General features: G+C 58.4%; 16 protein-coding genes. 10 read left to right on the top strand and 6 right to left on the bottom strand.

The features are described 5' to 3' along the window. Window positions 1–3: 3 nt before the first annotated feature. Window positions 4–1,833 carry a hypothetical protein gene (locus tag AC1DWG_RS24195; protein ID WP_477764650.1) on the bottom strand — a complete coding sequence of 610 codons (1,830 nt, stop codon included), beginning with the start codon at window positions 1,831–1,833 and terminating at the stop codon, window positions 4–6. A gap of 170 nt (window positions 1,834–2,003) precedes the next feature. Here AC1DWG_RS24195 and AC1DWG_RS24190 point away from each other — a divergent pair, with 170 nt between their 5' ends. The 3 genes from AC1DWG_RS24190 (at window position 2,004) to AC1DWG_RS24180 (ending at window position 3,657) form a co-directional block, all read left to right on the top strand. Beyond that, entirely contained in the window at window positions 2,004–2,492 is a 489-nt protein-coding gene (locus AC1DWG_RS24190) for a TIGR00645 family protein (protein WP_007990463.1), read from the top strand. Window positions 2,493–2,627: 135 nt separating this feature from the next. Then, window positions 2,628–2,918 carry a DUF6482 family protein gene (locus tag AC1DWG_RS24185; protein ID WP_477755803.1) on the top strand — a complete coding sequence of 97 codons (291 nt, stop codon included), beginning with the start codon at window positions 2,628–2,630 and terminating at the stop codon, window positions 2,916–2,918. 121 nt (window positions 2,919–3,039) lie between these two features. Beyond that, window positions 3,040–3,657, top strand: coding sequence for an FKBP-type peptidyl-prolyl cis-trans isomerase (locus AC1DWG_RS24180; RefSeq protein ID WP_477764649.1), 618 nt, complete (start codon window positions 3,040–3,042; stop codon window positions 3,655–3,657). Window positions 3,658–3,789: 132 nt separating this feature from the next. Here AC1DWG_RS24180 and AC1DWG_RS24175 read toward each other — a convergent pair whose 3' ends face one another. The 3 genes from AC1DWG_RS24175 to AC1DWG_RS24165 form a co-directional block, all read right to left on the bottom strand. Beyond that, entirely contained in the window at window positions 3,790–4,047 is a 258-nt protein-coding gene (locus tag AC1DWG_RS24175) for a PA4570 family protein (protein ID WP_223528321.1), read from the bottom strand. Window positions 4,048–4,253: 206 nt separating this feature from the next. Continuing rightward, on the bottom strand, window positions 4,254–4,595 hold the full coding sequence (locus AC1DWG_RS24170) for a zinc ribbon domain-containing protein YjdM (protein WP_095946014.1): 342 nt from the start codon (window positions 4,593–4,595) through the stop codon (window positions 4,254–4,256). A 207-nt stretch (window positions 4,596–4,802) separates the two neighbouring features. Beyond that, window positions 4,803–5,771: a polyprenyl synthetase family protein gene (locus AC1DWG_RS24165; protein ID WP_477764648.1), complete on the bottom strand. Its 969-nt coding sequence runs from the start codon at window positions 5,769–5,771 to the stop codon at window positions 4,803–4,805. Window positions 5,772–6,010: 239 nt separating this feature from the next. Between AC1DWG_RS24165 and rplU the strand changes: the two genes are divergently transcribed. The 5 genes from rplU to AC1DWG_RS24140 all read left to right on the top strand — a co-directional run bounded on the left by rplU (window position 6,011) and on the right by AC1DWG_RS24140 (window position 9,770). Beyond that, window positions 6,011–6,325, top strand: a complete 315-nt coding sequence (rplU, locus tag AC1DWG_RS24160; protein WP_003176051.1) for a 50S ribosomal protein L21 — start codon at window positions 6,011–6,013, stop codon at window positions 6,323–6,325. Window positions 6,326–6,360: 35 nt separating this feature from the next. Next, window positions 6,361–6,618, top strand: a complete 258-nt coding sequence (rpmA, locus tag AC1DWG_RS24155) for a 50S ribosomal protein L27 (protein WP_003281574.1) — start codon at window positions 6,361–6,363, stop codon at window positions 6,616–6,618. A 195-nt stretch (window positions 6,619–6,813) separates the two neighbouring features. Continuing rightward, window positions 6,814–8,037, top strand: a complete 1,224-nt coding sequence (cgtA, locus tag AC1DWG_RS24150) for an Obg family GTPase CgtA (protein ID WP_008052064.1) — start codon at window positions 6,814–6,816, stop codon at window positions 8,035–8,037. 137 nt (window positions 8,038–8,174) lie between these two features. Then, window positions 8,175–9,293 (top strand): glutamate 5-kinase, encoded by a 1,119-nt coding sequence (gene proB, locus AC1DWG_RS24145; protein WP_150727089.1) that lies wholly within the window; start codon window positions 8,175–8,177, stop codon window positions 9,291–9,293. Window positions 9,294–9,305: 12 nt separating this feature from the next. Then, on the top strand, window positions 9,306–9,770 hold the full coding sequence (locus AC1DWG_RS24140) for a CreA family protein (protein ID WP_008022496.1): 465 nt from the start codon (window positions 9,306–9,308) through the stop codon (window positions 9,768–9,770). Between the two features lie 97 nt (window positions 9,771–9,867). On the opposite strand, the gene rpsT is transcribed toward AC1DWG_RS24140, so the two are convergent. After that, window positions 9,868–10,146 (bottom strand): 30S ribosomal protein S20, encoded by a 279-nt coding sequence (gene rpsT / locus AC1DWG_RS24135; RefSeq protein ID WP_007970922.1) that lies wholly within the window; start codon window positions 10,144–10,146, stop codon window positions 9,868–9,870. A 252-nt stretch (window positions 10,147–10,398) separates the two neighbouring features. On the opposite strand from rpsT, the gene murJ reads away from it, so the two are divergent. Then, window positions 10,399–11,937 (top strand): murein biosynthesis integral membrane protein MurJ, encoded by a 1,539-nt coding sequence (murJ, locus tag AC1DWG_RS24130; RefSeq protein WP_477753716.1) that lies wholly within the window; start codon window positions 10,399–10,401, stop codon window positions 11,935–11,937. Here murJ and AC1DWG_RS24125 read toward each other — a convergent pair. Then, window positions 11,915–12,160 (bottom strand): hypothetical protein, encoded by a 246-nt coding sequence (locus tag AC1DWG_RS24125; RefSeq protein ID WP_458237013.1) that lies wholly within the window; start codon window positions 12,158–12,160, stop codon window positions 11,915–11,917. The two genes, murJ and AC1DWG_RS24125, sit on opposite strands and share 23 nt — an antisense overlap. Here AC1DWG_RS24125 and ribF point away from each other — a divergent pair. Next, the gene (ribF, locus tag AC1DWG_RS24120) at window positions 12,068–13,006 is read left to right on the top strand and encodes a bifunctional riboflavin kinase/FAD synthetase (protein WP_477753715.1); all 939 of its coding nucleotides are present in this window, start codon (window positions 12,068–12,070) and stop codon (window positions 13,004–13,006) included. The genes AC1DWG_RS24125 and ribF overlap by 93 nt on opposite strands. Window positions 13,007–13,019: the final 13 nt, after the last annotated feature.

Below are 13,019 nucleotides of genomic sequence, written 5' to 3'. Positions count from 1 at the left end.
GCACTATTGATCAAGGCGCGTCATGTCGGCCTTGTCGAGTTTGACCTCGAAACCATACTGCACGGTGGCGAGGTCAGTGCGCTGATAGGTTTCCAGGCGCGTAGGCTGTCCGTAGAAGTAATGCACGGCAAACTGCGCCGGCCCTTGTGCGCTCGCGCCATGGCTGACCGATAGAATCTCCTTCAAGTAATTGCCGGTGTCGTCCTTGGCGAAAAAGCGCCAGTCCTGGGCGGGAAACTGCTTCAAATCAACCACCAGAGCATTGGCTTTAAGTTCGAGGCCTTTGGGCAGTTGGCGGGCGTCGACGGTTTTTTGCTCGACGGTGGCCAGGAACAGCGGCATCGACCCCACCGCATAGGCCGGCGTTTGCGGAAACAGATTCAGATCGTAGGTAATGGTGCCGCGCAGGGGATCGATCTGGTACGCCTCGGGCGGCAACTCGATCGGCTCGTCGCGTTTGCCACTCGCGTCTTCGGTAAAGAAACTCACCGGACTTTCACCGGGGTTGAACGATGTGCCGAGCAGTTCATCGTTGAAGCTGCGCAGATGAGTGAGTTCGATTCGCGCAGCACTGGGGTCATCGACCGACTGACTGATGCTGACGTTCTTTTTCAGTTGATCCTCGCTCAGCGTTGCCCCTTTGAGCCAACCGGGCGCCTGGTCGTCATAGACCACCACGGGCAGGTTCAAGGGCTGGATGGTCTTGTCCGTGGTCTCGGCATCGAAGTGCCGGACCGGCAGGTCGAGGCTCTTGCGGGTGACCGTGACGGCGGAAAAATCCAGCATGCTGACTTCGAGGGTTTCGATCGTCCCGTTGAAGTACACCTTCGAATAATGTCGAGTCTGCTGTTTCTCAAAGTTGCGCTGTTCTTCGTCGAGCTGTTTTTCCAGGGCCTCGCTCCAGTTTTTTTGCTGCTGCATCTTGGCCAGCTGCTGCTGATAGAACGCAATTTGTACCGCGGTTTCGTTGATTGAGCCGGCGCGCGAGAGGAATTGCCCGGTGCTGTCCGTGGCCTGGACGATCAGTGGGTTCAGCGGTGTTTCTCTGACTTCGGGGGCTAGCGGCGCGCTGTTGTTGTATTCGATTTCCGCGTAGTTGTTCGTCAGTGTGAGCAGGGTGACGCTCAGGTTGTCATTGGTGCGGGTCTGGCCTATGTCCTTTTTCGTCAGGTCGAAGCTGTAGAGGCGGCGTGGCGCGATGACCTCGACTTTGCCCTGCAGGCTCACCGGTTGCGGTTGCTGCTTTCTGTCGATGTCGAGGCCTTCGATGAAGGGGTAGGCCACAGTCAGGTCATCGGGGGTGGTCAGGTTGGAACTCGATGGGCTGAGTTGAATGCCGGGGTCGGTTTCTGACCATTCCGGCTGGAATGGGATCACTCGTTTATTGCTTAGTGTGACCGACTGCCATTCCAGGCCATGGGGAAACAAAAACGCGGCAGGAACGCTGAAAGTGAAGGGAAACACCGGTTGCAGATCGGTCAGATAGTCGGAACTGGAGTCTTTTTGCAGCACGAACAACCCGTTGATGTAGGCGTCGACCAGGGCCTGCGGGGTCGGGTAGTGCTTGAGCATGGCGAGGGCGTCTTCGCCGTATTCGGTTTCCACCTGTTTACTCTCGAGCTTGAGTTGCGCGCGCTCGAGCAGCAGCAGTGAGCCGCCCAGCTCCGACACGGCATCCTTGAGCTTCGGATCCTGGATGGCGTCCAGCGACTTTTCGAATTGCGCGGTTTTTTCTTCGAGGCTGACCTGGCGTTTTTCATCGCTGGGTGAGCAGCCGCTTAGAAGCAGCGCCATGCAAATTCCGGCACTCGTCAAAGGCAATCGCACATCCATTTCCAGTCTTCCTGTCCGATATCACTGAGCGGTCAATGATTTGGACACTAGCAGAAAAATTTTGATACACAGGCGCAGGTGGCGGATTTTTCGACGGTTTCTGGCTGCTTCTGGGTATAGACGGGCGGCTGGTATACTCGCGGCCATTTTCAGCCCACATGTGAGATTCAATGGAACGCTTTATCGAAAATACAATGTACGCCTCGCGCTGGCTGCTGGCGCCGATCTATTTCGGCCTGTCCCTCGGGTTGCTGGCGCTGGCGCTGAAATTCTTCCAGGAAGTCTTTCACGTCATCCCGAACGTGTTTTCGATGGCCGAATCGGACTTGATCCTGGTGCTGCTGTCGCTGATCGACATGGCGCTGGTGGGCGGTTTGCTGGTGATGGTGATGATTTCCGGCTACGAGAACTTCGTCTCGCAGCTGGACATCGACGACTCCAAGGAAAAGCTCAACTGGCTGGGCACCATGGACTCTTCGTCGCTGAAAATGAAGGTGGCGGCGTCGATCGTGGCGATCTCGTCCATTCACCTGCTGCGCATCTTCATGGATGCCAAGAACGTCGATCCCGAGCATTTGCAGTGGTACGTGATCATCCACATGACCTTCGTGGTATCGGCATTCGCCATGGGTTACCTGGATAAAGTCACCAAGCACTGATCCATTGCTGGCCCCATGAAACACGCCGCCCGTCTGTTGCAAAACAGACGGGCGGCGTCGTTTGTGGCTTGTGCTTTGATGCGCCGAGGCCTATCCCTGTAAGTATGTTGGCTCGCCACTGCGTGAGGTGCGTTCATGACCCTGAATGAGTTGAATGCGTATGCCATCGCCGGAAAGGTCGATGAGCTGAACCTGATCTCCATGGAGGGGGGCATTTACCTGCTGGAAGCACGGATGCATGGCGCGGCGTACCCCCTGAGCGATACGCACGGCCAGATGATGAGCCTGCGTTCGGTGGAGCATGCCCGTGATGTGCTGCGCTCCTTTCCCAAGTTGCACTTCAACCTTGTGCACACGGTCGTGCATGACGAAATGTGCGGGCTGGTTGCCGACGTGGAAGAAAACCTGAAGGTGCCGATCGCCTGAGGTCCCTCATCAATGGCATGACATCTGTGCTAGTCTGCTGGCCCTTTTGGTTCCGGGCGCTCCGGGACGCGCTGTGCACGCATGGCAAGTTCCCGAGCCGTCCGCACAGCGGAGCAGTGTCATGTCCGAAGTAAATCTGTCCACCGACGAAACCCGCGTCAGCTACGGTATTGGCCGTCAGTTGGGCGACCAACTGCGCGACAACCCGCCACCGGGCGTCAGCCTGGACGCGATCCTGGCTGGCCTGACCGACGCATTCGCCGGCAAGCCAAGCCGTGTGGGTCAGGAAGAAATGTCCGCCAGCTTCAAAGTCATCCGCGAAATCATGCAGGCCGAAGCTGCAGCCAAGGCTGAAGCGGCTGCTGGCGAAGGCCTGGCTTTCCTGGCTGAAAACGCCAAGCGTGACGGCATCACCACTCTGGCTTCCGGTCTGCAGTTCGAAGTGCTGACCGCTGGCGAAGGCGTCAAGCCATCCCGTGAAGACTCTGTGCGTACTCACTACCACGGCACCCTGATTGATGGCACTGTGTTCGACAGCTCCTACGAGCGCGGCGAGCCTGCAGAATTTCCGGTTGGCGGCGTGATCGCCGGCTGGACCGAAGCCCTGCAACTGATGAACGCCGGCAGCAAATGGCGCCTGTACGTGCCGAGCGAACTGGCATACGGCGCTCAAGGCGTTGGCAGCATCCCGCCGCACAGCGTACTGGTGTTCGACGTCGAACTGCTCGACGTTCTGTAATACCCGCTGATTACCTGTAGGAGCGAGCCTGCTCGCGATGGGCGTCAACGATAACGTGGCCATTCTGAATGAACGCGGTGTCTTTGAGTTTTTCGCGAGCAGGCTCGCTCCTACAGTGTTTTGCAGTGTCTCTCATGGATGAAACTTGCCATTGAGATCCGTCGTCGGGCGCAACGCCCGGGCATAGCAGAACAGAAACAGATTACGCACCAGTTCCTTGAGCACCACCGGCTCGCTGGAGCTCAGGCCATTGAGGTCAAGATCACCCTGGTCTTGCAGTTCGTTCAAGGCTTCTTCTTCAAGCACCGCACAGACTTCCCCGGTTTCCCGATGCAGGATTCTGAGGTAAGGGTGTGGGCGGTCCAGCCAGGCATCGATCAGATAAGTCATGGTTCTCATCTCCACTGAAGGTTTTATGAGAATAATTCTTATTCACTAAATAGCAAGAGCCTATTGGCGGTTTGCGCTTTTTTCCAGGTAAGGATTGCGTCAGGTCAAAAACGACTGGCGTCTGGCTATTGCGAGGATTGACTGGGCCAAGCGGGGGAGGGTGAGGCGCCATCCCGCGGCCGGGCGCGGGATGGAAGACAGCAGGTTCAGACTTTCCTGACGAACTCGGACTTGAGTTTCATCGGTCCGATGCCGTCGATCTTGCAATCGATGTCGTGATCGCCATCGCACAGGCGGATGTTCTTGACCTTGGTGCCGACCTTGACCACCAAAGACGTACCCTTGACCTTGAGGTCCTTGATCACGGTGATGGTGTCGCCGTCCTGCAGGACGTTGCCGACCGAATCCTTTTTCACCGCGTCATCGGACACCGCTTCGGTTTCACCGCTGGCGGACCATTCGTGGGCGCACTCGGGGCAGATCAGCTGCGCGCCGTCTTCATAGGTGTATTCGGAATTGCATTTTGGGCAGGGTGGCAACGTGCTCACTAAGGCTCCTTGGATTCAGGATCGCTAAAAAGCGCACATTGTATAGGGTTTTAAGCGGGAGAGGGGCGGGATGCTTGCCGGCGAACGCTGCGGTGCCGCTTTCCTGTAGGAGCCGGCTTGCCGGCGAACCAGGCGACGCGGTGTGTCTGAAACACCGCCTTCGCTGCGATGCGGCGACCCGACAAGCCAGCTCCTACAGAGGGCGTATCAATGCGTGCGGGCTACCGCGAACTCGCTCAACTCGACCAAGGCATCGCGAAACTCGCTCGGCGGCAGCGTTTCGAGGCACTTGATCGCACGGGCCACATAATCGCGGGCCAGTTGCGCGGTGTACTCCAGCGAGCCCGAGGCTTCCACGGCTTCGCGGATGCTTTCCAGATCTTCGATTCCGCCTTTCTGGATCGCCTTGCGCACCAGGGCGGCCTGCTCCGGTGTGCCTTCACGCATGGTGTAGATCAGCGGCAGGGTCGGCTTGCCTTCGGCCAGATCGTCACCGACGTTCTTGCCCAGGGTTTCGGCGTCGCCTTTGTAGTCCAGCAGGTCGTCGACCAGTTGGAAGGCCACCCCCAGGTGATCCCCGAATGTACGCAGGGCTTCGGCCTGTTTCGGCGTGGCTTCGCACAGGGCGGCAGCACTGTGGGTCGAGGCTTCGAAGAGCATCGCGGTCTTGCCGCGGATGACTTCCATGTAGGTTTCTTCGGTGGTGCTGGCGTCACGAACCTTCGATAGCTGCAACACTTCGCCTTCAGCGATGATGCGCGTGGCCTGCGACAGGATCTTCATCACTGGCATCGAGCCCAGCTCGACCATCATTTCGAACGAGCGCGAATACAGGAAATCACCCACCAGCACGCTTGGCGCGTTGCCCCACATGGCGTTGGCGGTCGAGCGGCCACGGCGCATGCCGGACATGTCGACCACATCGTCATGCAGCAGGGTGGCGGTGTGCAGAAACTCGATGGTCGCGGCCAGCAGGCGCAGGTCATCGCCTTCGCGACCCAGGGCCTTGCCACACAGCAGCACCAATAAAGGACGCAGGCGTTTACCGCCGGCCGAGGTAATGTAATCGCCGATTTTCGAGACCAGCGGCACGCGCGAAGTCAGCTGCTTCTTGATGATGCCGTCGACGGCGCTAAAATCGTCCGCCACCGCGCGGTAGAAAGCTTGGGGTTGCATCAGCGACAGTCGCTCCAGAAGGGTTGCGCGGCATGCTAGGACCCGCGTCCGGGCCTGTCAAGGCGCGATGGACGGCCCCTTGCAAGGCGCTCGTGGCTTGCGTACAATCGCGCACCCTGAACTTCCTGGGCAGCACCTGCCTTACGCAATTGCAAGCGGGCCTCCAGCCCCATGCAGCCATGCCAGCCAATACCTCTTCTTATAAAGAGCTGGGTGAGCAGGATTATCGGAGAAATACCATGTCTTATGCAGTAATCGTTACTGGCGGCAAGCAGTACAAAGTCGCCCCAGGTGAATACCTGAAGATCGAAAAACTGGAAATCGCTACCGGCGAATCCGTTACCTTTGATCGCGTTCTGTTGGTTGCCAACGGTGACGACGTGAATATCGGCGCTCCAGTTGTTGCTGGTGCTACCGTTGTGGCTGAAGTGATCTCCCAAGGTCGTCACGATAAAGTCCGCATCATCAAGTTCCGTCGTCGTAAGCACCACATGAAGCGTATGGGCCACCGCCAGTGGTACACCGAGATCAAAATCACCGGTATTCAGGCTTAATTTCAGCCTAATTCCTCACTAGGAGAATTGAACTCATGGCACACAAAAAAGCTGGTGGTAGTACCCGTAACGGTCGCGACTCAGAAGCCAAACGCCTTGGCGTGAAGATGTATGGCGGCCAGGCTATCAAAGCAGGCAACATCATCGTGCGTCAGCGCGGCACCCAATTCCACGCTGGCTACGGCGTTGGCATGGGTAAGGATCACACCCTCTTCGCTAAAGTCGAAGGCGTGATCAAGTTCGAAGTAAAAGGCGCCTTCGGTCGTCGTTACGTGAGCGTAGTCGCGGCTTAATTGCGCGATCGCTGGAAAAGCCCTGTCTCGCGACGGGGCTTTTTCGTTTGTGGGGTGAGTCTCTTGCAAAGCTGTTTGTATGGGCTGTTGGCGTACGATGTAGGTGTCGTGGTTTGGGGTCGCTGCGCTCATTTTTGCAAGAGTCTTATGTCTTGATTGTTTTTCGGCTCGTCCGTATGGCGAGAGGCGTTTGTTATGAAGTTTGTTGATGAAGTATCGATTCGCGTAAAGGCTGGTGACGGCGGCAATGGCGCCATGAGTTTCCGTCGGGAAAAATTTATCGAGAACGGTGGTCCGAACGGCGGTGATGGCGGTGACGGCGGTTCCATCTACATGATGGCCGACGAAAACCTCAACACCCTGGTGGACTACCGTTACACCCGGCACTTCGATGCCGAGCGTGGTTCCAACGGCGGCAGCACCGACTGCACCGGCAAGAAGGGTGAAGACCTGATCCTGCGCGTTCCGGTCGGCACCACGGTGATCGACTCCGCGACTCAGGAGGTCATCGGTGACCTGACCAAGGCTGGTCAGAAATTGATGGTAGTGCAGGGCGGCTGGCACGGTCTGGGCAACACCCGTTTCAAATCCAGTACCAACCGTGCGCCGCGCCAGACTACTCCGGGCAAGCCGGGTGAGCAGCGCGACCTGAAGCTGGAAATGAAGGTACTGGCTGACGTAGGTCTGCTGGGCTTGCCGAACGCCGGTAAAAGTACTTTTATCCGTTCGGTTTCGGCTGCCAAGCCGAAAGTTGCCGACTACCCGTTCACCACGCTGGTGCCGAACCTGGGTGTGGTCAGCGTCGATCGCTGGAAGAGCTTCGTCATTGCCGATATTCCGGGTTTGATCGAAGGCGCTTCCGAAGGTGCTGGTCTGGGTATTCGCTTCCTCAAGCACTTGGCGCGTACGCGCCTGCTGCTGCACCTCGTGGACATGGCGCCGCTGGATGACGCCAGCGCACCGGATGCCGCTGAAGTGATCGTCAACGAGCTGATCAAGTTCAGCCCGTCCCTGGCGGAGCGTGATCGCTGGCTGGTCCTGAACAAGTGCGACCAGATCCTTGATGAGGAGCACGATGCTCGCGTCAAGGAAATCGTTGATCGCCTGGAATGGACTGGTCCGGTCTACGTGATCTCGGCCATCTCCAAGCTCGGTACCGAGCGTCTGTGCCACGACATCATGCGTTACATGGAAGATCGTGCTGATCGCCTGGCCAATGACCCAGCTTACAAGGAAGAGCTGGCCGATCTCGATCAGCGCATCGAAGACGAAGCTCGCGCGCAACTGCAGGCGCTGGATGACAAGCGTGCCCTGCGTCGCAGCGGCGTGAAGTCGGTCCACGACATCGGTGACGATGATTGGGACGAAGAAGATGTGGATGACGAAGACGGTCCGGAAATCATTTACGTGCGTGACTGATTCGTTGCGATAAACTTAAGCGCCGCTCAATCGAGCGGCGTTTTGGTATCTGGAAATCGATTGTTGGTCACGAATAACCACGAATAACGTCACGGGCAGTGCTAGGTCGCGCTGTCCTCAAGCTAAGGTTGAAGATGATGCGGAGCAAGGTGACAGGTGCGCAGCGTTGGGTCGTGAAGATCGGCAGCGCTTTGCTGACGGCGGACGGCAAAGGCCTGGATCGCGCGGCAATGGGTGTCTGGGTTGAGCAGATGGTGGCCTTGCATGAGGCGGGTGTCGAGCTGGTGCTGGTGTCCTCCGGGGCGGTGGCGGCCGGTATGAGCCGTCTGGGCTGGACCTCGCGACCCAGTGCGATGCACGAGCTCCAGGCCGCTGCTGCAATCGGTCAGATGGGGTTGGTGCAGGCCTGGGAATCGAGCTTTGCCGAGCATGGCCGGCATACCGCGCAGATTCTCCTGACCCATGACGACCTGTCCGACCGCAAGCGCTACCTGAATGCTCGCAGTACCTTGCGTGCACTGGTCGAGCTGAAAGTCATTCCGGTGATCAACGAGAACGACACTGTGGTCACCGACGAAATTCGTTTTGGCGACAACGACACCCTGGCAGCGCTGGTGGCGAACCTGGTCGAGGCGGATTTGCTGGTGATTCTGACGGATCGCGACGGCATGTTCGACGCTGATCCGCGCAACAATCCGGATGCCCAGCTGATTTACGAGGCGCGTGCCGATGATCCGGCGCTCGACGCGGTGGCGGGCGGCACCGGTGGTGCGCTGGGGCGTGGTGGCATGCAGACCAAATTGCGTGCTGCGCGTCTGGCGGCCCGTTCCGGTGCTCACACCATCATCGTTGGTGGGCGCATCGAGCGCGTGCTGGATCGCCTCAAGGCGGGCGAGCGCATCGGCACTTTGCTCTCGCCGGAGCGCGGCATGCTGGCGGCACGCAAGCAGTGGCTGGCCGGTCACCTGCAAACCCGTGGCACCCTGGTGCTGGATGCGGGTGCGGTGATTGCGTTGTCCCAGGGCAACAAGAGCTTGCTGCCGGTTGGGGTCAAATTGGTGCAGGGCAGCTTCCGTCGCGGTGAGATGGTGGTCTGCGTGGCGCCGGACGGTCGCGAGATCGCTCGTGGCCTGGCCAACTACAGTGCGCTGGAAGCACAAAAAATCATTGGTCAGTCGTCTGAGGCGATTGTCGGTCTGTTGGGTTACATGGCGGAGCCGGAACTGGTTCACCGCGATAACCTGATTCTGGTCTGAAGGAATACCTGAATGCGCGTGGCAAAAGGATTGTTGGGGTTGCTGTTGGCGATGCCCCTGCTGGCTTCGGCCGAAGAGATCGGTCAGGTGTCGACGGTGTTCAAGTTTGTCGGGCCGAATGACCGGATCGTGGTCGAGGCCTTTGATGACCCCAAGGTCGATGGTGTGACCTGCTACCTGTCGCGGGCCAAGACTGGCGGCGTGAAGGGTGGTCTGGGGTTGGCCGAGGATCGTGCCGAGGCATCTATCGCCTGTCGTCAGGTTGGGCCAATCAGCTTCAAGGGCGAACTCAAGGATGGCGACGAGGTGTTCAAGGAGCGCACGTCCCTGGTGTTCAAGACCATGCAGGTGGTGCGCTTTCTCGACAAGAAGCGCAATACGCTGGTGTATCTGGTCTACAGCGATCGCTTGATCGAGGGCAGTCCGCAGAATGCGGTGACGGCGATTCCGATTTTGCCGTGGGCCCACGCCCAATAATCTGACGCAAATCGCCAATGTAGGAGCGAGCTCGCTCCTACAAATCGCAGGCAATAAAAAACCGACCCTGAGGTCGGTTTTTTAATGAACGAGTCGCTTAGGCGGCAGCGGCAACGTTCAGGGCCTTGACGTGGCCATTCAGGCGGCTCTTATGACGAGCGGCCTTGTTCTTGTGGATGATGCCTTTATCGGCCATACGGTCGATAACTGGCACAGCCAGAACGTAAGCGGCTTGAGCTTTGGCAGCGTCTTTTGCGTCGATGGCCTTAACTACATTCTTGATGTAGGTACGAACCATGGAACGCAGGCTGGCGTTGTGGCTGCGACGCTTCTCAGCCTGTTTTGCACGTTTTTTGGCGGAAGGTGAGTTGGCCACCGTCGAGCTCCTCGAAAGACTTTTTAGGAAATAGCAAACAAAATAGGCCGCGAATCATGCCGATGAGTTGAGTTCTTGTCAAGGGCGGTTGAGACGTTCCGCTAAGTGGTAGGTGAAGCAAGCTTGGAGATTTCTTTCCAGCGTGCGACCTGTAAACTCGCGAGCTTTGGCTCTGTGCTGTTGCGGCGCGGAGTATCGCATAAGTAGGCGCGTAGTTCGCCTGCTGTTTATCGACAGGCACAAACTCTTTCCATGAATCTGCTCAAATCGTTGGCCGCCGTCAGCTCTATCACGATGCTTTCCCGGGTTCTGGGATTTGTTCGGGACACCCTCATCGCGCGCGCATTTGGCGCGGGAATGGCGACCGACGCCTTCTTTATCGCCTTCAAACTGCCCAATCTGCTGCGGCGGATCTTTGCCGAAGGGGCGTTTTCCCAGGCGTTCGTGCCGATTCTTGCCGAATACAAAAGCCAGAAGGGCGAGGAAGCGACCCGAACCTTCATTGCCTACGTCTCGGGCCTGCTGACGCTGGTGCTGGCGCTGGTTACCGTGTTGGGCATGATTGCCGCGCCGTGGGTCATCTGGGTGACCGCGCCGGGTTTCACCAACACGCCGGAAAAATTCGAGCTGACCTCCAGTCTGCTGCGGGTGACCTTTCCCTACATCCTGCTGATTTCCCTGTCGTCGTTGGCTGGCGCGATCCTCAATACCTGGAATCGCTTTTCGGTGCCAGCCTTCGTGCCGACCCTGCTGAACGTCAGCATGATCATCTTTTCGGTGTTTTTGACGCCGTATTTCGATCCGCCCGTAATGGCGCTCGGCTGGGCGGTTCTGACGGGTGGCCTGGCGCAGTTGCTCTATCAACTGCCGCACCTGAAAAAGATCGGCATGCTGGTGCTGCCACGCCTGAACCTGCGCGACACCGGCGTCTGGCGCGTAATGAAGCAAATGCTGCCAGCAATCCTCGGTGTCTCGGTTAGCCAGATTTCGCTGATCATCAACACCATCTTCGCTTCGTTCCTGGTTGCCGGTTCCGTGTCGTGGATGTACTACGCCGACCGTTTGATGGAGCTACCGTCCGGCGTGTTGGGCGTCGCGCTGGGGACGATTCTGCTGCCGACCCTGGCCAAGACCTACGCCAACAAGGATCGTCACGAGTATTCGCGCATTCTCGACTGGGGTCTGCGCCTGTGCTTCGTATTGGTGCTGCCTTGCTCGCTGGCATTGGGGATTCTGGCGGAGCCGTTGACGGTTTCCTTGTTCCAGTACGGCCAGTTCAATGCGTTTGATGCATCGATGACCCAGCGTGCCCTGATCGCTTATTCGGTCGGTTTGCTCGGGATTATCGTGATCAAAGTGCTGGCCCCCGGCTTTTATGCGCAACAAAACATCCGCACACCGGTAAAAATTGCGATTTTCACCCTGGTGGTCACCCAGTTGTTCAACTTGATGCTGATCGGGCCGCTGGCTCACGCGGGCCTGGCCTTGGCGATCAGTGCTGGCGCCTGCCTCAATGCCGGTTTGCTGTTCTATCAACTGCGCAAACAGCAGATGTACCAGCCGCAGCCGGGCTGGGCGAAGTTCGCGTTCAAACTGCTGGTCGCGGTGGCGGTGATGTCCGCGGTATTGTTGGGTGTGATGCACTTTATGCCAGCCTGGGATCAGGGACATATGCTCGAGCGCTTCTTGCGTCTGGGGGCGTTGGTGGCGGCGGGTGTAGTGGCTTATTTCGGCATGTTAGTGTTGATGGGTTTCCGTTTGCGCGACTTCAATCGCAAGACGCTGGAATAGAGGTTCTGGCTTCGATAAACACGGGCGAGCCGACAGTTTTGTCGGCTCGATCACTTTGGGTTACGGTGTTGCCTGTCGTCGGCCGCCGGGTGTGGTTATAATCGACCACTTTATGAGCAAGAAGCGCGTTATGCAGCTGGTTCGAGGCCTCCACAATCTGCGCCCCCAGCATCGGGGCTGTGTCGCCACTATTGGCAACTTTGACGGTGTTCACCGTGGTCACCAGGCTATCCTGGCGCGGCTGCGTGAACGTGCGCTCGAGTTGGGCGTGCCCAGCTGCGTTGTGATTTTCGAGCCGCAGCCGCGAGAATTTTTCGCCCCGGACACGGCCCCGGCCCGTCTGGCCCGGCTGCGGGACAAACTGCAGCTGCTGGCCGACGAAGGTGTCGACCGCGTCCTGTGCCTGGCCTTCAACCAGCGGCTGAGCAAGCTCAGCGCCAGCGAATTCGTTGATACCATCCTGGTGGACGGCCTTGGCGTACAGCACCTTGAAGTCGGTGACGACTTCCGGTTCGGCTGCGACCGCGTAGGGGATTTCGATTTCCTGCAACAAGCCGGCATCGTTCAGGGCTTTACCGTCGAGGCGGCGCAAACCGTTGAGCTGGACGGTATTCGCGTCAGCAGCACTCAGGTCCGCAATGCCCTGGCTGCAGCTGATTTTGCCTTGGCCGAGCGACTGCTCGGTCGGCCGTTCCAGATTACCGGGCGGGTGCTGCACGGCCAGAAACTGGCTCGCCAGTTGGGTACGCCCACGGCCAACATACAACTCAAGCGCCGTCGCGTTCCGCTTTCCGGGGTTTACCTGGTCAACGTCGACATCGACGGCAAGACCTGGCCCGGCGTCGCCAATATCGGCGTGCGGCCCACGGTTCAAGGTGATGGCAAGGCCCACCTCGAAATACATCTTTTAGATTTTGCCGGCGATCTGTATGACCGGCGTTTAACGGTGGTTTTCCACCACAAGCTGCGTGAAGAGCAGCGTTTCGCCTCTCTGGAGGCGTTGAAAACGGCGATCAACGCGGATGTCGCCGCCGCCCGTGCACTAGCCGCACCTAGCGCCCATCGCTAATGAAGAGCCTTAA

This window comes from Pseudomonas sp. P4_B3, assembly GCF_056402295.1.
Note: the sequence above shows the minus strand (reverse complement) of the source record. Positions and strands in the feature narration are given on the sequence as shown.

What these genes read in the sequence shown, in the direction of transcription:
- AC1DWG_RS24180 (WP_477764649.1), top strand. Translation starts at nt 3,040, where the DNA reads ATGTCCGAAGTAAATCTGTCCACCGACGAAACCCGCGTCAGCTACGGT.
- AC1DWG_RS24195 (WP_477764650.1), bottom strand. Translation starts at nt 1,833, where the DNA reads ATGGATGTGCGATTGCCTTTGACGAGTGCCGGAATTTGCATGGCGCTG.
- AC1DWG_RS24185 (WP_477755803.1), top strand. Translation starts at nt 2,628, where the DNA reads ATGACCCTGAATGAGTTGAATGCGTATGCCATCGCCGGAAAGGTCGAT.
- AC1DWG_RS24190 (WP_007990463.1), top strand. Translation starts at nt 2,004, where the DNA reads ATGGAACGCTTTATCGAAAATACAATGTACGCCTCGCGCTGGCTGCTG.
- AC1DWG_RS24140 (WP_008022496.1), top strand. Translation starts at nt 9,306, where the DNA reads ATGCGCGTGGCAAAAGGATTGTTGGGGTTGCTGTTGGCGATGCCCCTG.
- rplU (WP_003176051.1), top strand. Translation starts at nt 6,011, where the DNA reads ATGTCTTATGCAGTAATCGTTACTGGCGGCAAGCAGTACAAAGTCGCC.
- murJ (WP_477753716.1), top strand. Translation starts at nt 10,399, where the DNA reads ATGAATCTGCTCAAATCGTTGGCCGCCGTCAGCTCTATCACGATGCTT.
- proB (WP_150727089.1), top strand. Translation starts at nt 8,175, where the DNA reads ATGCGGAGCAAGGTGACAGGTGCGCAGCGTTGGGTCGTGAAGATCGGC.
- ribF (WP_477753715.1), top strand. Translation starts at nt 12,068, where the DNA reads ATGCAGCTGGTTCGAGGCCTCCACAATCTGCGCCCCCAGCATCGGGGC.
- AC1DWG_RS24165 (WP_477764648.1), bottom strand. Translation starts at nt 5,771, where the DNA reads ATGCAACCCCAAGCTTTCTACCGCGCGGTGGCGGACGATTTTAGCGCC.
- AC1DWG_RS24175 (WP_223528321.1), bottom strand. Translation starts at nt 4,047, where the DNA reads ATGACTTATCTGATCGATGCCTGGCTGGACCGCCCACACCCTTACCTC.
- rpmA (WP_003281574.1), top strand. Translation starts at nt 6,361, where the DNA reads ATGGCACACAAAAAAGCTGGTGGTAGTACCCGTAACGGTCGCGACTCA.
- cgtA (WP_008052064.1), top strand. Translation starts at nt 6,814, where the DNA reads ATGAAGTTTGTTGATGAAGTATCGATTCGCGTAAAGGCTGGTGACGGC.